Below are 19574 nucleotides of genomic sequence, written 5' to 3' on the forward strand. Positions count from 1 at the left end.
GGATAGGGCGGTCATTTGGCCGCCCTATCCTGTGATCGAAAGTGGAATAATGTCGGGACCCCACTCCCCTGGAGGCCCCGGTGATTGCGCGCCCCGCTCGTTTGTTCCTCCTTCTCGCGTTGTTGCTGGCGGACCTTGCCGTCGTCGGCCCCTCCCATGCCGCTCCCGTATCCGGTTCCGCCCCGACGGTCGAAAGCTTTAACCCCACCGGCCTCGTGAAGGGCGTCCGGCAGGCGGCCGTTCGCTTTTCGGACCCGATGGTCCCGTTCGGCGACCCGCGGGTCGCGGACCCGTTCTCGGTGTCGTGCCCCGTCAAGGGGAAGGGGCGATGGGCGGACGAGCGGAACTGGGTGTACGACTTCGACAAGGACCTCGCGGCCGGGATCGTCGCGCGATTCACCCTCGTTCCGGGTCTTAAGAGTCTCGCAGGCCTCGCGCTTGAAGGGACTGCGTCCTTCGAGTTTTCCACGGGGGGGCCGGCGATCATCGCCTCGGTTCCCAGAGAGGGAACGCTCGAGATCGACGAGGAGCAGGCTTTCATCCTCCTCTTGGACGGGGAGGCCGACGAGGCGTCGATCCTCGCCCACGCCTCCTTCTCGGTCGAGGGGATCGGGCAGAAGGTCGGCGTCCGCATCGTCCAAGGGGCCGATCGGACGCGGCTTCTCGACCTGGGGCCGTCGCGAGCCCTGATCCGTATCCGGCGAAAAGGACTCGGACGGGAGGATGACCTGCTCTCGTTCAAGAAGAAAAAGAACTTCGACGACCCGCGCATCGTCGTCCTCCAGGCACGTCAGCGTTTCCCGGCCTCCGCCGAGGTTCGCCTCGATTGGGGCGAGGGGATCCGGACGAAGAGCGGCCTATCGAACGAGGAGACGCAGCAGCTCGAATTCACGGTCCGCGATCCGTTCAAAGTCTCGTTCACCTGCAGCCGCGAGAATCCGGAAGGCGGCTGCCTCCCCATGCTGCCGATGCGCCTGGTCTTCTCCGCGCCCGTCACCCGGGGCGAGGCGAAGAAGATCGTCCTGCAGGGCGTTTCGGGCAAGTCCCGGCGGGCGGGATTCGAGCGGTCGGAAGAAGGGGGGACGGGCGACGACAAGGTGTACGGCGTCACGTTCGACGGGCCGTTCCCGCCGGATGCCCGCTTCACCGTGCGGTTGCCGGAAGGCTTCCGGGACGACGCCGGCCGGCGCCCCGGGAACGCGGCTTCCTTTCCGTTGAGCGTGTCTACGGGCGGCTATCCGCCGCTGGCGAAATTTTCCGCCCCCTTCGGCATCGTCGAATGGACGGGGGAGGCGGTCCTCCCCGTCACGCTCCGCAACATCGAGGCGCAGGCGAAAAGCCGGCTGGTCGATGCGGGGCGGACCCCGCCGCTGACGCTCCCGGCTCCCGGGGACAGCACGGAATCCGCCCGGATAAAAGGAAACAGGCGCGGGACGGACTGGGCCGCGGATCTGCAGGAAGACGCGATGGCCGATCTCAAGGGACGCATCCGCACGATCGTCCCGGGAAAGGACGCCGAGATTCTCGCGTGGCTGAGGAAAGTGGAACGGGCCTATCGCTACCACGAGGGGCCATACAACCTGAGCGCGTCGATCCTGTCCTCCGGCTCGGGAACCCAGGCAATCTCGATCCCGCGTCCCGCGGGCGACAATGCCTTCGAAGTCGTCGGCATCCCGCTTCCCCGACCGGGCTTCTACGTCGTCGAGCTGGAAAGCGCCCGCCTCGGCACCTCGCTCCTGCAGAAGGCGCCGATGTACATCCCCAACGCGACGCTCGTCACCAACCTCGCGGCCCATTTCAAGAAGGGGCGCGAATCGTCCGCGGTTTGGGTGACGGCGCTCGACAGCGGCGCGCCGGTCGCCGGGGCGAAGGTCGCGGTCCACGACGGAAACGGGAAAAAGCTGTGGGAAGGGGAGACGGACGGGGAAGGCATCTCCCGGATCGCCGGCAAGCTTCCGCCACCGGGAGGCGTGGAGGAATGCGGAGATTTCTGCGGCTATTTCGTCACGGCCCGGCAGGGCGACGACATGACGTTCGTCCTTTCGTCCTGGCAGAAGGGGATCGAATCGTGGCGGTACAACCTCGGGGACGAGAGCCGGGACCCGTCGATTGCGCACACCGTGTTCGACCGGACGCTGCTGCGCGCGGGTGAGACCGTCTCCATGAAGCATTTCCTGCGGCGCCACTTCTCGGGCGGGATCACGGCCGCGGAAGCCGGGAAACTCCCGAAGGGGCTGGCCATCGTCCATGAGGGGAGCGATCAGCGATATCTCTTTCCGCTGTCGTGGGACGCCTCGGGAATCTCGGAAAGCCGCTGGGAGATCCCGCGGGAGGCGAAGCTGGGGGAATACCAGGTCTACCTGCTCGACGAGGACCTGTCGGGCTCGGGTGGAAAAATCGCCGTCGGCAAGTTCAAGCGGGAAGACGACGTTTTCTGGCGCGTCGCACGACGCCTCTCGGGCGCGTTCCGGGTCGAGGAATTCCGCGTCCCGATGATGAAGGCGTCGGTGAGGCCGGTGGGCGGGCCGCTCGTGCGGGCGAAGACGGCGGCGCTGGACTTGATGGCGGCCTATCTCTCGGGGGGCGGCGCCGGCGGCGCCGCCGTCAAGCTGCGGACCGACGTCTCCCCCGGTCACGTGTCGTTTTCCGCCTTCGAGGAATACACGTTCGCCAACGGTCCGATCATCGAGGGGATCGTCCGGGGCAGCTCCCGGTACGATGACGAATTTGGCGGAGGAGAGGACGAGGAAGACGATGGCGGGCAGACGGGTCCCCGGAAGAAGACGGTCCGCACGAAGGAGCTGACGCTCGGCGCGCGCGGCACGCTGCGGACGACGGTCGATCGCCTCCCGAACGCGGCCGTGCCGATGGACCTGGTCGCCGAGATGGAGTTCGCCGACCCCAACGGCGAGATCCAGACGGTCTCGACGCGCGTCCCGATCTATCCCGCGAAGGTGCTTCCCGGCATTCTGCCTGACGGCTGGGCGGCGTCGAAGGAGGATTTTCGCTTCAAGGTGGCCGTGGTCGACCTCTCTGGCAAGCCGGTGAAGGATGCCGAAGCGACGGTGGACCTGTTCCAGCGGAACCGCTACACGCATCGGAAACGGCTGCTGGGCGGGTTCTACGCCTACGAGTACGTCACCGAGACGAAGAAGGTGACGGAGCGGTTCTGCGCGGGGAGAACCGACGAGAAGGGGCTTTTGTTCTGCGAGGGGAAAAGCCCGGTCTCGGGCAACGTGCTCCTTTCGGCGCGCGTCGCCGACGACAACGGCGCCGTCGCCGCCGCGAACCAGGACGTCTGGGTCGCCGGCAAGGACGACTGGTGGTTCGAGCAGCAGGACGGCGACCGGATCGACCTCCTTCCTGAGAAGAAGCGCTACGAGCCGGGCGACACCGCCCGGTTCCAGGTCCGGATGCCGTTCCGGGAGGCGACCGCGCTCATCGCCGTAGAGCGCGAGGGCGTCCTCGAGACGTTCGTCCGGACGCTGTCGGGAAAATCTCCGGTCGTCGAGATTCCCGTGCGCCCGACGTTCGCGCCCAACGTCTACGTCTCCGTCCTCGTCGTCCGGGGGCGCGTCGCGGGAGTGACGCCGACCGCCACGGTCGACCTCGGCAAGCCCGCTTACCGGCTGGGCAACGCAGAGATCAAGGTGGGGTGGAAGGCGCACGAGCTGCTGGTGGGCGTGACGCCCGAGAAGGAAGTCTACGCGATCCGCGAGAAGGCCAAGGTTCGCGTCCACGTCCGGCGGGCGGACGGCGGGCCGCTTCCGGCCGGGAGCGAGATCGCCGTCGCCGCGGTGGACGAGGGATTGCTCGCCCTGTCCCCCAACGGGAGCTGGGACCTGCTCAAGGCGATGATGGGGGAGCGGCCGCACGAGGTGGCGACCTCGACCGCGCAGTCGCGGGTGGTGGGCAAGCGCCACTTCGGGCTCAAGGCGCTTCCCGCGGGGGGCGGCGGGGGAAGGCAGTCGGCCCGGAAGCTGTTCGAGACGCTGCTTCTCTGGAAGGGGCGCGTCGTCCTGGACGGGAACGGCGAGGCCGGGATCGACATCCCTCTGAACGATTCGCTGACCGCCTTCCGGGTGGTCGCCGTCGCCAGCGGCGGCGATTCGCTTTTCGGGACGGGGGGAGCGACGATCCGGACGACCCAGCCGCTCATGGTACTCCCGGGCCTTCCGCCGCTCGTGCGGGAAGGGGACCGCTTCCTGGCGGGCGTCACCCTGCGCAACGGCTCAGAGCGCCCGATCGCGGCGACGGTCACGGCATACGCCGCCGGGAGCGCGGGGCGCCGGGCGGAGAAGCGGGTCGGGGTGCGGGAAGCGGCGCTGGCGCCGGGAGAGGCGAAGGAGCTCTCCTGGGAGTTCACGGTTCCTCCGGGCGACAACACGCTCGCATGGCGGTTCGAGGCCGTCTCCGGCGACAACGCGGCGCAGGATCGCGTCGAGGTGCGGCAGAAGGTGGTTCCGGCCGTCCCGGTGCGGACGCTCCAGGCGACGATCACCCAGGTCGAGATGCCGTTCTCGTTGGCGGTCGCGAAGCCGGCCGACGCCCTGCCCGGACGCGGCGGGCTCTCGCTCGACCTGAAGGCGTCGCTGTCGGAGGGGATGGGGGCCGTTCGCTACTTCATGTCGCAATATCCGTACGATTGCCTGGAGCAGAAGGTCTCCGTCGCGGTGGCGCTGCGGGATCCCGCGAAGTGGGCGGCGATCGCGGCTTCGCTTCCTTCCTATCAGGACGGCGACGGGCTGCTGAAATACTTCCCCGGCCCCTGGGACGGCAGCGACACGCTCACCGCCTACGTCGTTTCCGTCGCGGAGGAGGCCGGCTGGAAGATCCCCGAGGAGACCGAGGCGCGGATGCTCTCCGGGCTGGAGCGTTTCATCGAGGGGCGCATCTACCGGGGCAGCCCGCTCAACACGGCCGATCTTTCGATCCGTAAGATGGCGGCGCTCGAGGCGCTCTCGCGCCGCGGCAAGGGGCGCCCGGAGCTTCTGGGCCCGATCACGATCGCGCCGAACCTTTGGCCCACATCAGCCGTGCTCGACTGGATGAACGTCATCCTCCGGACGGGGAACCTGCCCGACCGGGACCCCCGTTTTTTGGAGGCCGAGTCGATCCTGCGCTCCCGCCTCAATTTCCAGGGGACGACGATGGGCTTCTCGACCGAGCGGACGGACTACCTCTGGTGGCTCATGGTGTCCGGCGACGTGAATGCCGTCAAGGGACTTCTGACGTTCATGAAGATGCCGAAGTGGAAGGCCGACATTCCGAGGCTCGTGAACGGGGCGCTCGGGCGGCAGCAGCGCGGCGCCTGGAACACGACCGTGGCCAACGCCTGGGGAGTCCTGGCGATGGAACGGTTCACTCAGCTGTTCGAGTCCGTTCCCGTGACGGGGAGGACACGGGCGATCCTGGGCGAGACGGTGCAACTCTCCGACTGGGCGGCGCATCCGCGCGGAGAGACGCTGGCGTTCCCGTGGCCCGCAAAGGGGAAGGGATCGATCGCGGTGGGGCACGAGGGTTCGGGGCGCCCGTGGGCGACCGTGACCAGCCGGGCGGCCATTCCGCTGAAAAAGCCGCTCTCGACCGGGTACAGAATCGTCAAGTCGATCAAAGCCGTGTCGAAAAAGCGGAAAGACCGTTGGAGCCGGGGAGACGTAGCCCGCGTGACGCTCTCGATCGAAGCGCAGGCCGACATGACCTGGGTCGTGGTCGACGACCCCGTTCCGGCGGGATCGACCATCCTCGGGAGCGGCCTCGGCCGCGATTCCGCCCTGCTGACCCGGGGGGAGCGGCGCGAGGGGCTTGCCTGGTCGGCGTTCGAGGAGCGGGGGTTTGACGGCTTCCGGGCCTTCTACACTTTCGTCCCGAAGGGGAAATGGACCGTTTCGTACACGGTCCGGCTCAACAATGCGGGCCGCTTCCAGCTTCCGCCGACGCGGGTCGAGGCGATGTACGCGCCCGAGATGTTCGGCGAGTCGCCGAATCCGTCGATGACGCTGGCGCCGTGAGTGCACGGTGGTCAAGGTTCGCGCGAATCCTCGTCGCGATTTTTGCGGCCGCGGGCATTGTCGTCCCGGCGGCGGGATGGTGGCTGACGACCGGGGGGGCGGACCCGCCATCCTTTGAAGCGGTGCGTTCGGGGTTCACGCCGTCCGAGGCGCTGCTCCTCGACCGGAACGGGGTGCCGATCGATTCGATCCGGATCGACTCCCGCGGCCGCAGGTTGTCCTGGGTTTGCCTCGACGCCATCTCCCCTGCGATGGTCCGGGCGATCCTCGCCTCCGAGGATCGGCGGTTCATGCGGCATCACGGGGTGGACTGGCGGGCGCTCGCGTCGGCGGCGGCCGGCAATCTCCTGCGGGGCGGGCGGCGCGGCGCCTCGACGATATCGATGCAGCTCGCCGGGATGCTCGACGGAGGCCGGGGGAGGGGCGTCTCCGGTCGCCGAAAGCTCCCCGGGAAGGTCGCCCAGCTGCGTCGGGCGGTCGCGCTGGAGCGCCGCTGGAGCAAGGGACAGATTCTCGAGGCGTACCTGAACCTCGTCACTTTCCGGGGGGAGCTGCAGGGGATCGACGCGGCGGCCCGCGGGCTATTCCACAAGGCGCCGGGCGGGCTGACCGGGCCGGAGTCGATCGTCCTGTCGGTGCTCGTCCGCTCGCCCAACGCGCTTCCGCCGCGCGTCGGAAGGCGCGCGGCCGTCCTGGCGCGGGCGATGGGCGGGACGGTTTCCGAAGCGGAAGCGACCCGCCTGGCCGTCGAGACGCTGTCGGTCCCGTACGCGATCGACCAGGGGCCGTCGCTCGCCCCGCTCGTCGCCCGGCAACTGCTGACGCTCGGCGGCCAGCGCGTCGCCTGCACCCTCGACGCGGCGCTCCAGCGCTTCGCTTCCGAGTCGCTCGCGCGCCAGCTGGCGTCGCTCGGCGGGCAGAACGTGACCGACGGCGCGGTCCTCATAGCCGACAATCGGACCGGGGAGATTTTGGCCTACGTGGCCAACGGCGGGACGCTCTCCTCGGCGATCTGCGTCGACGGGGTCGCCGCGCGCCGGCAGGCCGGTTCGACGCTCAAGCCGTTCCTCTACGGGCTGGCGATCGAGCGCCGCATCCTGACCGCGGCCTCGTTGCTCGACGATTCCCCCCTAGACGTCCAGACGGCTTCCGGCACCTATCGCCCGCAGAACTACGACCGGACGTTCCGGGGGGCGGTCTCCGTCCGCACCGCGCTGGCCTCCTCCCTCAACGTGCCCGCCGTCCGCACGATCAGGATCGCGGGGGAGGACGACTTCGCCCGGCGGCTTCGCGCCCTCGGATTCTCGGCCATCGACGACAGGGGCGATTATGGCGCCTCGCTGGCGCTCGGCTCCGCCGACGTCACGCTGCTGGAGCTCGTCAACGCCTTCCGGACGCTTGCGAACGTGGGGATGGGCGGGCCGCTGTCGCTCCTGCCCGGGGCGAAGCCGGGGGAACGATCCCGGAAGATGTCGAGGGAATCAGCCTTCATCGTCTCGGACATCCTGGCGGACCGGGGCGCGCGGGCCGAGGCGTTCGGGCTCGACAATCCGCTCGGGACCCCGTTCCGGGCCTCGGCCAAGACCGGCACCAGCAAGGACATGCGCGACAACTGGTGCATCGGCTTCACGAGCCGCTACACCGCGGGCGTGTGGGTCGGCAATTTCAACGGAGCCCCGATGTGGAACGTCTCGGGCGTGTCGGGCGCCGCGCCGGTCTGGCGGGAGGTGATGACTTATCTGCACGAGGGGAGTCCGCCCGCGAACGTGAAGGCGCCTCCCGGTGTCCTGACGGCGCGGGTCGATTTCCCGGAAGAAGTCGAGCCCGGCCGCGAGGAGTGGTTCGTCGCGGGAACGGAGCCGTCCGCCGAGGCCGCCCCCGCAAGAGCCAAGCTGCCTTCCCGGATCGCGTATCCCGCGGAGGGGACGGTCGTCGCCCTCGATCCCGACATCCCGGATGCGCGCCAGCGGATCTTCTTCCAGGCGCGCGACCCGTCGCCTGGGGACGCCTGGCGCCTGGACGGCCTTCCCGCGGGGCGGGCCGACGCGCCCTCGCCGTGGGCCCCCGAGGCGGGGATCCACACGCTCGAGCTGGTAACGGCCGAGGGACGTCCGGCCCACGCCGTGCGATTCTCGGTCCGGGGGCGCCCGCGGGCGACGGCACCTCCCGACAGATTTCCGGAAAAAGAGACATCCCATGAAACTTCCGGTCATGGGGGTCATCTTTAGGCGATCGGAACAGGCGTCGTGCCGTGAACCTTGCAGTACCTCCGGAGGTGCCAAGTCATGAGCCAGCTCGAACTGCTCGATCCGAAAAACTCCGCCCTCGTCCTGATCGATTTCCAACCTCAGATGACCTTCGGCGTCGCCAGCATCGACCGTCAGACGCTCTTTAACAACGTGCTCCTCCTGGCTAAGGCAGCGAAGATATTCAAGGTGCCGACCGTCCTGACGACCGTGGCGTCGAAAAGTTTCTCGGGCTACATGTGGCCGCAGATCCTCGATCTTTTCCCGGGGCAGGAACCGGTCGAACGGACGTCGATGAACTCCTGGGAAGACGAGAAATTCGTGGCGGCGGTCAAGGCGACGGGGCGGAAGAAGCTCGTCATGGCGGCGCTCTGGACGGAGGTCTGCCTGGCGTTTCCGGCGCTGGGAGCGATCAAGGCGGGTTATGAAGTCTATGCCGTCGAGGATGCTTCGGGCGGCACTACCCCGATTGCGCACAACGCCGCCATGCGGCGCGTCGAGCAGGCGGGCGCGGTCCCGATGACGTCGCTTCAGGTTCTCCTCGAGTACCAGCGCGACTGGTCGCGCACGGAAACCTACGATGCGGTCTTGGGGGTCGTGAAGGAACACTGCGGCGCCTACGGCCAGGGGGTCGAGTACGCCTACACCATGGTGCACGGCGCACCGCCCAGCCGGAAAAACACGGGCCGCTAAGGCCATGGAAAGCCCGGCGCATGAAACCGGACCGCTGACGGTCATCGTCACCTGGAGGGTCCGGGCGGGATGCGAAAAGGAGTTCGAGGCGTGGCGGCGGGAGATCGGGGCCGCCGCCCTCGGATTCCAGGGCCACATGGGTATAGACGTGTTCCGCCCCGCGGGCTCCGGCGGCGAGTACGTGGTGGTCTTCCGGTTCGATACCTACGACCATCTGCGGGCGTGGCAGGAATCGGACGTCCGGCGAGATCTCCTGAAAAAGGCCGAGCCGTTCCGGGAGAAGGAACCGACTTACCACCAACAGAGCGGACTGGAGTACTGGTTCGTCCCGGCCGGCGGCACGGAATCCCCACCGCGCTGGAAGATGGTCATCGTCACGGTCCTGGGCGTCTGGCCGCTCAGCATTCTGGTCCCGTGGCTGCTGAATCCGCTCATCGCCAACTTCGCTTTCGTCCTGAAAGCGCTCCTGATCGCCGTTGGTATCGTTATTCTGCTGACTTGGGTGGTCATGCCGGTCCTGGTGCGCATCCTCCGCCCCTGGCTGCAACATCGCGGTTCAAGGGAGGCAACACCATGAGCGCACCCGACCTGGTCCTGCACAACGGAAAGATCACCACGCTGGATGCCGCGCAGCCCCAGGTCTCGGCCGTCGCCATGACCGGAGATCGCATCTCCGCCATCGGGGGAGAAGAGCTGCTCGACACGGCCAGCGACAAGACCCGGCGGATCGACCTTCAGGGCCGGCGGGCCATCCCCGGCCTCAACGATTCCCATATGCACGTCATCCGCGGCGGTCTCAGCTACAACCTCGAGCTTCGCTGGGACGGCGTTCCATCCCTCGCCGACGCCATGCGCATGCTGAAAGAGCAGGTGCAGCGCACGCCGCCCGGCCAGTGGGTCCGGGTCATCGGCGGCTGGAGCGAATTCCAGTTCGCCGAGCGGCGCATGCCCACGCTCGAGGAGATCAACGCGATCGCCCCCGACACGCCGGTCTTCATCCTGCACCTCTATTGTCGAGGGATGTTGAACAAGGCCGCGTTGCGTGCGTGCGGCTACACGAAGGACACCCCGGATCCGCCCGCCGGAGAAATCCAGCGCGACGGAAGCGGCAACCCCACCGGATTGCTCATCGCCCGCCCCAATGCCGGCATCCTCTACGCCACCGTCGGCAAGCAGCCGAAGCTCCCCCCCGAGCACCAGATGAATTCCTCCCGCCATTTCATGCGCGAGCTGAACCGCCTCGGCCTCACGAGCCTCGTGGATGCGGGAGGCGGGTCGCAGATCTATCCCGACGACTACGCGATCATCGAGGAGCTCCACCGGCGGGGCGAGATGACCGTCCGTATGGCCTACAACATCTTCACGCAGAAGCCGAAGGAGGAGAAAGCCGACTTTCTGCGCTGCATGAAGCTGACCGGCCCCGGGCAGGGCGACGACTACTATCGCTGCAACGGCGCAGGGGAGATGCTGGTCTACTCGGCGGCCGATTTCGAGGATTTCATGGTCCCGCGGCCAGACCTCCCGTCCAACCTTGAGGCGGAGCTGAAAGAGGTCGTTTCGCTGCTCGCCGAAAAAAAATGGCCCTTCCGCATCCACGCGACCTATGACGAAAGCATCTCCCGCATGCTCGACGTGTTCGAGGACGTGAACCGGGAGATCCCCTTCGCGGGCAGTGGCTGGTTCTTCGATCATTGCGAGACCGTCTCGGACCGAAGCCTGGAACGCGTCAAGGCGTTGGGCGGCGGCATCGCGATCCAGAACCGGATGGCTTTCCAGGGGGAGTATTTCCTCGATCGCTACGGGAAGCAGGCGGCCGAGCGGACGCCTCCGGTCCGGAAGATGCTCGAGCTCGGCATTCCCGTGGGAGCGGGCACCGACGCGACGCGCGTCTCCAGCTACAACCCGTGGCTAGCCCTTTACTGGCTGGCGGCCGGAAAGACGGTCGGCGGCGCCGTGCTCTACTCCGAAAAGAGTCGCCTGAGCCGGGAAGATGCGCTGAGACTCTACACGCAGGGCAGCAGCTGGTTCTCGGGGGAAAACGGCCGCAAGGGGGCGATCACCGTCGGCCAACTGGCGGACGTCGTCGCGCTTACCGAAGATTACTTTTCCGTTTCGGAAGAGCGGATCAAGGGGATCGAGTCGGTCCTGACCATCGTGGGGGGCAAGATCGTCTACGGCGCCAAGGAATTCCAGGATCTTGGTCCGGCCTCGTTGCCCGTGCTGCCGGAATGGTCGCCCGTCAAGATCTACGGCGGCTACGGAGCCCCGCTCGACGTCGGCAAGGCCGCACGCGCCGGCGTGCCGGTCCCGAGGCAGCACCATCCCGCCGAGTGCCGCTCGAACGGCTGTCATCATGCGAGCCACCCGCTCCCGGCCGGAACCCAAGCGGTTCCCCGTTACGGCGACTTCTGGGGATTCGGCTGCGACTGTTTCGCATTCTGAGCATCAATAAGGATATTCGCTGTGGCGGCGGAGTACGGCTTCGTGCTGCAAGAATTCTGGAACAACGCGATTCGGAGCGTGGTGCGCAATCCGTTCGGGATGGTCAAGTGACGGGAGGGGAAACGGGGATGTGGACCTACGTGTTGGAAGAGGCGGTGTTGCCGGAAGGCGGCATGGCGCCGGTCTATCCGCTGGGAGTCAATGTCGTGATCGCCCGCGTCGGCGGAACGGTCCATGCCGTCTCGGGCAAGTGCGCCCACATGGCGTGTCCGCTGTTCAGCGGGACGCTGGACGGCCATATTCTCACCTGCCCGTGCCACGATTGGCGCTTCGACATCAGAACCGGTCGATTTCTCGATGCACCCGAGCTCGGCATCGCCGTGTATTCCGCAAAGGCCGAAGCGGGGAAGCTCTACGTCAACCTCGGCTGAAAGGAAAACGAGATGAAAAAAGTCTCCATGTACACGCTGTCCACCTGCCCCTGGTGCCGAAAGACCAAGATCTTCTTCACCCAGCACAATGTCCCGTTCGACTTCACGGATTACGACCTCGCCGACGAAGCGACGCAGGACCGGATCATGCGCGAACTGGATGCCGTGGGGGCCAACGGGTTCCCGTTCGTCCGGATCGGCGACCAGATCGTCGAAGGTTATCGGCCGGATCGTTACGCCGATTTGCTGGGGCTGTAGGAGGCGCTCGTGAATCCCGAATCCAGGAAGAAGGCGCTTCGCCAGCTCTATGATAAGGTCGTCGGTCCGCTGGGGTTCAAGTTCACGCCCGACGCCGACCTCGCCGAATTCCTCCTCGAGCAGGAGGTGAAGCTCGAGGAGAAGCACGGCGTGCCTTTTTGCCCCTGCCAGCCGATCCGGCACGACCGCGCCCGCGACATGCGGATCGTTTGCCCGTGCATCCCGTTCCACCGCGAGCATTTCGATGCCATGAAGCGCTGCTGGTGCGGGCTGTTCGTGCACCAGGACGTCACGGATCCCGACAGCCTGCCGCAGATATCGGAAAAGGAGATCGGCAATGACTGATAATTACGTCAGGGCGGTATCCATTGCCGACATCGCACCGGGCGGGATGAAGGCCGTCGAGCTGAACGGCCGCGAGATCGTCATCTGCAACTGCGATGGTCGCTTCCATGCGATCGATCGTCGCTGCGGGCACATGAATTCACCCCTCGAAATGGGGACGCTCGCGAGCACGATCCTTACCTGCGCCATGCATTGCGCGCAGTTCGACGTGACCACGGGGGAGGCGCTCTCGGGGCCCGTTCCTCCCTGGCTGGGAAACGAGGTCATCCCGCCGAGGACCGGCGCGCTCCTCAAGAATGTCGGCATGCTCATGCAGCACATCTGCACCCGGTCCATCGGCACCTACAAGGTGAAGACGGAATCCGGTTGGGTGCTGGTCGCGTTATAGATCGATCCGCCGGATTTCGCGACCGGCTGGTTGACTTGCAAGTGCTGACGATCGTGGGATGAAGGGGGGCGGGAGGCAAGGGGATGCGCCTGGGGAAACTTTTCGCACCTCCGGTGCTGCGGACCGGCAAGGAGCGGGAACGCCACGCCACCTGGCTCGAGCTGTTCTACGACCTGGTTTTCGTGGCGGCGGTGGCCCAGCTCGCCACTGCCCTATATACCGACTATACGATCCCCGGGCTCCTCCGGTTCTGCCTGCTGATGGTGCCGGTCTGGTGGGCCTGGGTCGGGCACACGTTCTACCTCACCCGCTTCGACACCGACGATGTCGGGCACCAGCTCCTGACGATGCTCCAGATGATCGCGGTCGCCTCGCTGGCCGTTAACGTTTCCCGCGCGCTCGGCCCCACATCGAGGGAATTTGCGCTCTCCTATGTGGCGATCCGCGGCATCCTGGTGGCGGAGTACCTCCGGGCGGGGTGGTACGTGCCCGTGGCCCGTCCATTGACGCATCGCTATGCCGCCGGGTTCGGGATCGCCGCCTTCCTCTGGCTGGTCTCCGTGGCGGTCCCGCCGCCGTTCCGGTTCGCCCTCTGGGGGATCGGCATCGCCATCGACTTCCTGACACCGCTCACGGGCGGTTCGATCCACTTCCGTTTCCCGCCGCACCACATGCACCTGCCGGAGCGATTCGGCCTGTTCGTCATCATCGTGATCGGCGAGGCCGTGGCCGGGGTCGTCACCGGGGAGGGGAGGAGCGGGCTCTCGTCCGTTTCCGCGATCTCCGGCGTCATGGGACTCGTCATCGCCTTCACGCTTTGGTGGGGTTATTTCGAGGGCGCGCGGGGCGCCGCGAACCGGGTCGTCAGCTCGTTCGAGCACGTGAGCCGCTATCAACTCTGGCTTTACGCCCACCTCCCGCTCGTAATGGGCATCACGGCCGCCGCTGTCGGCGTACGGCACATCATCGGCCTGGCGTCTTTCGAGCCGCTGCCGCATCCGCAGGCAATCATGTTCAGCGGAGCGGTCGGCGCGAGCTGTCTTTCCCTGGTCAGCCTCTTCGTCGCCGCCTATCCGGCCCGCCGATCCTGGGAACTCCAGCGGTTTCTGGTCCCCTACTACGTCATCGCGCTTCTCGGAATCGCCACGGGGGTGGTGGGGGACGCGCTGCCCGGCGTGGCGGTCCTCGCCGCCCTGATGGCGCTCTGCATCGCGCAGATCGCCTTTTCCTTGAGAGGGTTGCCGAAGGGCGAGGGTTAAAACCGTCGAACCCCGCGATGGCACCACGGCAACGGATGAATAACGTGGTGCCCGGGGAGAGGATCGAACTCTCACGGCCGTAAGGCCTCGGGATTTTAAGTCCCGTGCGTCTGCCAGTTCCGCCACCCGGGCGATCGACCAAAACAATAGCAAATATGGGGGAAGGAAAGAAGGATGGAGGCGGCACCCGGATTTGAACCGGGGGATCAGGGATTTGCAGTCCCGTGCCTTACCACTTGGCTATGCCGCCGTCCGAACCCCACATTCTGAAGGGGCGGCGGGCAACTGTCAAGCGTTCCCGGCGGCGAGTGTCGCATCCGTTTCGTGCCGCTTTCCGCCCGGCGCCGGATGATGGTATCTTTCCTGGATGAGGAAATCCGTCTTCATCACCGGCGTGGCCGGCTTCATCGGCTCTCACGTGGCCGAGCGGCTGCTCCGGGACGGCATGCGCGTCTTCGGTCTCGACAACTTCGATCCCTTTTATGAGCGGGCCGTCAAGGAACGGAATCTCGTGGCGCTGACCGCGTTCCCCGAGTTCCGGTTCGTCGAGGGCGACATCCGCGATCCGCAAACGTTGGCGGCCTGGGGCGAGGGCGAGCAGGTCGATGCGTTGATCCACCTGGCGGCGCGGGCGGGCGTCCGGCCGTCGGTGGCCGACCCCGTGGGATATGTGGACGTCAACGTCCGGGGCACCGTCAATGTGCTCGAGTGGGCACGCTTGCGCGGCGCGAAGCGGATCGCCTTCGCGTCCTCGTCATCCGTCTATGGGGGCAACGAAAAGGTTCCTTTTTCGGAGAACGATTCCGTCGACCACCCCGTCAGCCCCTACGCGGCGACCAAGAAGGCCGGCGAGCTCCTGTGCCACGCCTACTGCCACCTGTATGCCATGAACATCGCCTCGCTTCGCTTCTTTACCGTCTATGGCCCCCGGCAGCGGCCCGAGATGGCGATCCACAAATTCACCCGGCGGATCTTCGAGGGAAAGCCGATCGAGCTTTTCGGCGACGGGTCGACGCTTCGCGACTACACCTACGTCGACGACATCGTCGACGGCGTCGTCGGTTGCCTCGACGCGCCACCTGGTTACCGGGTCTACAACCTGGGGGAATCGGCGACCACCTCGCTGGCCGACCTCGTCGCCCTGATCGAGAAGGCGGCGGGCATTCCCGCGATACGGAAGTTCGCCCCCTTGCAACCGGGCGATGTCCCGGCAACCTGCGCCGACATCTCCAGGGCGCGCGCCGAGATCGGATACGCGCCCCACACGCCCGTTTCCGAGGGCATCGAAAAATTCGTCGCATGGTACAAGACTGCATACGTCAACCCCCCGGAGGGATCCCGACCATGATGGGCATGCATCTGTCGTTCGACTTTTCCCTGGTCCTCGAATCCAATCTGAAAAACGGAGACGGGATGACTTCCGCCGCGATGAAGGCGGCGGTCCGGCGTGCCGGCCGGATTTCGAAGATTACCGAAAAGCGCCATGCGGCCGGGCAGATCGGCTTCCCGGATTTGCCCTTCAACCTTGGCGAGGCAAAGGCGATCGGCCGGATCGCGGCGACCCTTCGGAAAAAATATTCCCGCATGCTGGTGCTCGGAATCGGAGGCTCGGCGCTGGGGACCAAGGCCGTTCTGGAAGCCATCGGCCCCGCAGCGAAGAAGGGGATGTCGGTGCAGGTCGCCGACAATGTCGACCCCGATTTCTTTTTCCCGTTGCTCCGGTCGGCGCCCATGAGCGAGACCGTCGTGGTCGCCATCAGCAAGTCGGGCACGACGGCCGAGACGAATTCCCAGCTGGCGATCGCGATCGACGCGCTCAGAAAGGCGAACCCCAAGGGGTGGCGCGACCAGGTCGTCCTGATCACCGACCCCGAGAAGGGCGTCTTCCGGAAACTGGCCGACGACGAGGGGATCGCGACGCTTCCCGTTCCCGAAAATGTCGGCGGGCGTTTCTCCGTGATGACGCCGGTCGGCCTGCTTCCGCTGGCGGCGGCCGGCGTCTCGATCGACCGCCTGCTCGACGGCGCGGCGTGGATGGAGGCGATGTTCCGCAGCGTGCCGGTCGATGACAACCCGGTGATCAAGGCCGCGGCGGTTTACGCGCACTATATGCGCGAGAATCCGAAGCCGGTGCAGCTCTGGTTCACCTACGGGCACGGGCTCGACCGGGTGGCCGAGTGGTGGCAGCAGCTCTGGGGCGAATCGCTGGGCAAGCGGCGTCCGGGCGGCGGATCGGTCGGGCAGACGCCCTGCCGCGCCGTCGGCGTGACCGACCAGCATTCGCAGGTGCAGCTTTACCAGGACGGCCCCTCCGACAAGATCTTCACCTTCGTCAAATGGAAGGAAGGGCGAGAGAAGGGGAAAGTGCCGAAGGCCACCTTCTCGCCCGACATGGCGATGCTCGGGAATCGCCCGCTGCGCGACCTGTTTGAAGCCGAGTTCGAAGGGACGATCGGGGCGCTGTGGGACGCGGGCCGGCCGATCGTCCGGATCGAGATCGGAAAGCCCGACGAGGCGCACCTGGGGGCATTCCTTCACTTCTGGATGTGGGTGACGGCCATCATCGGCGACATCCTCGAGATCGACGCATTCGACCAGCCGGGCGTCGAGGAGGGCAAGAAGATCGCGCGGGCGCTGATGGGCGAAAAAGGCGCCGAGGCGCGGCGGGCGGCGTTCCTGCGCAAGTCCGAAAAGCGGGTTCGCGACGAGACCCACATCGAGGACCGGCCGGCGGGTAAAAGCGAGACCGGCGAGCCGGAAGAGACGGGCGAATAGCGGTTGGCCGGGCGCATCCGCCAGCTACCCGACGGCGTCGTCAACCAGATCGCCGCGGGCGAGGTCGTCGAACGGCCCGCTTCCATACTTAAGGAACTGATGGAAAACGCGGTCGACTCGGGTGCGAAGCGTGTCGACGTGCGCGTCTCGGGCGCGTTCCCGTACGACCTGCGCATCTCCGACGACGGGTGCGGCATGACGGCCGAAGAGATGGCGCTCGCCGTGCGCCGCCACACCACCAGCAAGATCGCCGCAGCCTCAGACCTCGAGAAGATCGAGACCTATGGTTTCCGGGGCGAGGCGCTCCCGTCGATCGGCTCGGTGTCGCGCCTCCGCATCGTGTCGCGCCCCCGCGGGCAGGCGCATGCCGTCGAGATCGTGGTCGACAACGGGGCGGTCTCGCAGAAGGAGGCGGCGGGCTCCGAGGGCACGACCGTCGAAGTTTCCGGCATCTTTTCCAACATCCCCGCGCGGCTCAAGTTCCTCAAAAGCCCCCGCACCGAGATGACCCACCTCTGGGAGGTGTTCCACGGCGTCGCGATCCCGAGGGAAGGGGTCGCCTTCAAGATGTCCGACGGGCGCTCCGAGGAAACGTACGAGGCCGGGGAGACGTGCCTGCAGCGGGCGCTCCGGCACGCCGGGAACGAGGCGAAATATCTCGTTCCGGTCGACCGGGCCTCCGCATTCTTCCGGGTGACGGGACAGGTCGGCCTGCCCCAGCTCTCGCGCTTCGGCGCTTCCGGCCTGCTGTTTTTCGTCAATGGGCGTCATTTCCGCGACAAGGGGCTCTACGCCGCCGTCCGCGAGGCGTACCGGGGGATCGTCCCCCCCGACCGGCAGCCGGTGGCCACGCTGTTTATCGCCTGCAGCCCGGCCGAAGTCGACGTCAACGTCCACCCCGGGAAGACCGAAGTGCGGTTCCGCTACGGACGCGACCTTTTCGAACTGGTCCGACACGCCGTCGGTGAGAAGCTGGGGGAGATTCCCGCGGCGTTCGCCGACGGGGGGATCGCCGTCCCCCCCCGGCCGTATTCGGTCTCATCGTCCGCGCCTTTCTTCGGACCGCGGGGCTCTGTCGACGGCGGGTACGGCGCGTCCGGCGGCCCCGCGCCCGCTTCCGGTCCGCCGCCCGACGCATCGCTGCCTTTCTTCGGGGAGCGGCCCGAACGGGGCGAGGCCGGATTCTTCGCGGCGCTCAAGCCGCTCGGCCAGCTTTTCAACACTTATATCTTGTGCGAGGCGGCGGGCGAGCTGGTGATCGTCGACCAGCACGCCGCGGACGAACGGATCGTCTTCTCGCAGCTCAAGGGTGCCTACCTCGGGGAGGGCAGCCCGCTCCAGCACTGGCTCGAGCCGCAGCGGCTCGCGCTTCCCGGCGGATCGAAGGCCGAGGGCGACGCGGTGTCCGAATTCCTTTCGCGGTCCGGCTTCGCCTTCGCTCGGGAGGGCGATGCCGCGTTCCTGCTGACCGGCGGGCCCGCGGCGCTCGGCCGGATCGACGTGCAGCGCTGGTGGAAAGACCTGGCGGGATATCTCACCGAGCACGAGGCGCTGCCGAAGGGCGTCTTCGACGCCGACCGCGCGCTCTGGCGTATGGCGTGCCACGGTTCCGTCCGGGGCGGTGACGCGCTCGACCTGCCCGCGATGGGCCGCCTGCTGGCCGATCTCGACCGGGCGGTCGCCGCCCACAGCTGCCCGCACGGCCGGCCGGTCTGGGTCCGCATCTCGCGTTCCGAGCTCGAGCGGATGTTCCTCCGAAGCTGATGCCCCCCGCTCCCCCCCTCGTCATCCTGTCCGGACCCACGGCCTCCGGCAAGAGCGGCCTTGCGCTCGCGCTCGCGGCGCAGTTCCCTTTCGAGATCGTCAATGCCGATTCGCTGCAGGTTTACCGCGGGATGGATATCGGCAGCGCAAAACCGACCCCCGAGGAGCGCGTGCAGGTTCCCCACCACCTGGTCGACGTCGCCGATCCCGACGAGCCCTACAACGCCGGCCGCTTCGTCGCGGAAGCCGACGCGGCGATCCTCGAAATCCGGGGTCGGGACCGATGGCCGATGGTGGTCGGGGGAACGGGCATGTACATCAGGGCGCTGCTTCGGGGGCTGGATGCGCTGCCGGCCGACCCGGAGGTGCGGGAAACGCTCTCCGCCCGGTGGGAGGCGGAAGGGGGGACGGCGCTCCACGCGGAGCTTCACGCAAAGGACCCCGCGTCCGCCGGCCGCATCCATCCGGCCGACCGGGTCCGGGTGATCCGGGCGCTCGAGATCGCGATCGTCGCCGGGAAGCCCGCGTCGGTGCTCCGCGCGGCGTGGGAAGGCCGGGAGGCGCGTTATACGAGCTTTTTCATGGCGCTCAAGCCGGACCGCGACCGGCTCTACGCCCGCATCGACGCTCGCGTCGACGAGATGTTCCGGCGGGGGCTGCTCGATGAGGTCCGGGGGCTGCTTGCCAGGGGATACGGCCCCGCCCTCAAGCCGATGGGGGCGCTCGGCTACCGGCATGCGGTTTCCCACCTGGTGGGCGGCGTCCCGCTCGTCCAGGCGGTCGAGGCGATGAAGCGCGATACCCGGCACTATGCCAAGCGGCAGTCGACCTGGTTGGCGGCGGAAAGGGAAGTCGCCTGGATTCCCGGCGAGGGGGCGCTCGGCGCGGCGTCCGACAGGATCAAATACTGCTTGTTTTGACCGCTATGTTGCCATAGATTAAGAAGTTATCCCTGCCGGCAG

14 protein-coding genes and 2 tRNA genes are annotated in these 19574 nt (G+C 67.0%); 14 read left to right on the forward strand and 2 right to left on the reverse strand.

The window, feature by feature from the left end:
- The first annotated feature begins 80 nt into the window (after positions 1-80).
- The 10 genes from VGK27_13605 to VGK27_13650 all read left to right on the forward strand — a co-directional run bounded on the left by VGK27_13605 (position 81) and on the right by VGK27_13650 (position 14073).
- Positions 81-6011 (forward strand): MG2 domain-containing protein, encoded by a 5931-nt coding sequence (locus VGK27_13605; GenBank protein ID HEY3491140.1) that lies wholly within the window; start codon positions 81-83, stop codon positions 6009-6011.
- Positions 6008-8239 carry a penicillin-binding protein 1C gene (gene pbpC / locus VGK27_13610; protein HEY3491141.1) on the forward strand — a complete coding sequence of 744 codons (2232 nt, stop codon included), beginning with the start codon at positions 6008-6010 and terminating at the stop codon, positions 8237-8239. Before VGK27_13605 ends, pbpC begins: the two co-directional genes overlap by 4 nt.
- A 57-nt stretch (positions 8240-8296) precedes the next feature.
- The gene (locus VGK27_13615) at positions 8297-8950 is read left to right on the forward strand and encodes a hydrolase (GenBank protein HEY3491142.1); all 654 of its coding nucleotides are present in this window, start codon (positions 8297-8299) and stop codon (positions 8948-8950) included.
- A gap of 4 nt (positions 8951-8954) precedes the next feature.
- Positions 8955-9527, forward strand: coding sequence for an antibiotic biosynthesis monooxygenase (locus VGK27_13620; GenBank protein HEY3491143.1), 573 nt, complete (start codon positions 8955-8957; stop codon positions 9525-9527).
- The gene (locus tag VGK27_13625) at positions 9524-11392 is read left to right on the forward strand and encodes an amidohydrolase (GenBank protein HEY3491144.1); all 1869 of its coding nucleotides are present in this window, start codon (positions 9524-9526) and stop codon (positions 11390-11392) included. The genes VGK27_13620 and VGK27_13625 overlap by 4 nt, the downstream gene beginning before the upstream one ends.
- 107 nt (positions 11393-11499) lie before the next feature.
- A complete protein-coding gene (locus tag VGK27_13630) occupies positions 11500-11823 on the forward strand; it encodes a Rieske (2Fe-2S) protein (GenBank protein ID HEY3491145.1) in 324 nt (107 codons plus the stop codon).
- Positions 11824-11835: 12 nt separating this feature from the next.
- On the forward strand, positions 11836-12081 hold the full coding sequence (locus VGK27_13635) for a glutaredoxin family protein (protein ID HEY3491146.1): 246 nt from the start codon (positions 11836-11838) through the stop codon (positions 12079-12081).
- Between the two features lie 9 nt (positions 12082-12090).
- A complete protein-coding gene (locus tag VGK27_13640) occupies positions 12091-12426 on the forward strand; it encodes a ferredoxin-thioredoxin reductase catalytic domain-containing protein (protein ID HEY3491147.1) in 336 nt (111 codons plus the stop codon).
- Positions 12419-12814 carry a Rieske 2Fe-2S domain-containing protein gene (locus VGK27_13645; protein HEY3491148.1) on the forward strand — a complete coding sequence of 132 codons (396 nt, stop codon included), beginning with the start codon at positions 12419-12421 and terminating at the stop codon, positions 12812-12814. The genes VGK27_13640 and VGK27_13645 overlap by 8 nt, the downstream gene beginning before the upstream one ends.
- Positions 12815-12897: 83 nt before the next feature.
- Complete coding sequence (locus VGK27_13650) at positions 12898-14073, forward strand: low temperature requirement protein A (GenBank protein ID HEY3491149.1); 1176 nt, start codon at positions 12898-12900, stop codon at positions 14071-14073.
- Positions 14074-14118: 45 nt separating this feature from the next.
- Here VGK27_13650 and VGK27_13655 read toward each other — a convergent pair.
- Positions 14119-14205, reverse strand: a tRNA-Leu gene (locus VGK27_13655).
- 43 nt (positions 14206-14248) lie between these two features.
- Positions 14249-14323, reverse strand: a tRNA-Cys gene (locus VGK27_13660).
- Between the two features lie 117 nt (positions 14324-14440).
- On the opposite strand from VGK27_13660, the gene VGK27_13665 reads away from it, so the two are divergent.
- Genes VGK27_13665 through miaA form a run of 4 tightly spaced genes read left to right on the forward strand, consistent with a single transcriptional unit; the run spans position 14441 to position 19532 of the window.
- Positions 14441-15421: an NAD-dependent epimerase/dehydratase family protein gene (locus VGK27_13665; protein ID HEY3491150.1), complete on the forward strand. Its 981-nt coding sequence runs from the start codon at positions 14441-14443 to the stop codon at positions 15419-15421.
- On the forward strand, positions 15418-16848 hold the full coding sequence (locus VGK27_13670; protein ID HEY3491151.1) for a hypothetical protein: 1431 nt from the start codon (positions 15418-15420) through the stop codon (positions 16846-16848). Before VGK27_13665 ends, VGK27_13670 begins: the two co-directional genes overlap by 4 nt.
- A 3-nt stretch (positions 16849-16851) precedes the next feature.
- Entirely contained in the window at positions 16852-18612 is a 1761-nt protein-coding gene (gene mutL / locus VGK27_13675) for a DNA mismatch repair endonuclease MutL (GenBank protein ID HEY3491152.1), read from the forward strand.
- Positions 18612-19532: a tRNA (adenosine(37)-N6)-dimethylallyltransferase MiaA gene (miaA, locus tag VGK27_13680; GenBank protein ID HEY3491153.1), complete on the forward strand. Its 921-nt coding sequence runs from the start codon at positions 18612-18614 to the stop codon at positions 19530-19532. Before mutL ends, miaA begins: the two co-directional genes overlap by 1 nt.
- The last annotated feature ends 42 nt before the right edge of the window (positions 19533-19574 follow it).

It is taken from the genome of Candidatus Deferrimicrobiaceae bacterium, assembly GCA_036504035.1.
Taxonomy (GTDB): Bacteria; Desulfobacterota; Deferrimicrobia; order Deferrimicrobiales; family Deferrimicrobiaceae; genus JANXPS01.

Excerpts from the sequence above, each read along its gene's own strand:
- VGK27_13615 (HEY3491142.1), top strand. The coding sequence starts at position 8,297 with ATGAGCCAGCTCGAACTGCTCGATCCGAAAAACTCCGCCCTCGTCCTG.
- VGK27_13620 (HEY3491143.1), top strand. The coding sequence starts at position 8,955 with ATGGAAAGCCCGGCGCATGAAACCGGACCGCTGACGGTCATCGTCACC.
- VGK27_13625 (HEY3491144.1), top strand. The coding sequence starts at position 9,524 with ATGAGCGCACCCGACCTGGTCCTGCACAACGGAAAGATCACCACGCTG.
- VGK27_13635 (HEY3491146.1), top strand. The coding sequence starts at position 11,836 with ATGAAAAAAGTCTCCATGTACACGCTGTCCACCTGCCCCTGGTGCCGA.
- VGK27_13645 (HEY3491148.1), top strand. The coding sequence starts at position 12,419 with ATGACTGATAATTACGTCAGGGCGGTATCCATTGCCGACATCGCACCG.
- VGK27_13650 (HEY3491149.1), top strand. The coding sequence starts at position 12,898 with ATGCGCCTGGGGAAACTTTTCGCACCTCCGGTGCTGCGGACCGGCAAG.
- VGK27_13665 (HEY3491150.1), top strand. The coding sequence starts at position 14,441 with ATGAGGAAATCCGTCTTCATCACCGGCGTGGCCGGCTTCATCGGCTCT.
- VGK27_13670 (HEY3491151.1), top strand. The coding sequence starts at position 15,418 with ATGATGGGCATGCATCTGTCGTTCGACTTTTCCCTGGTCCTCGAATCC.
- miaA (HEY3491153.1), top strand. The coding sequence starts at position 18,612 with ATGCCCCCCGCTCCCCCCCTCGTCATCCTGTCCGGACCCACGGCCTCC.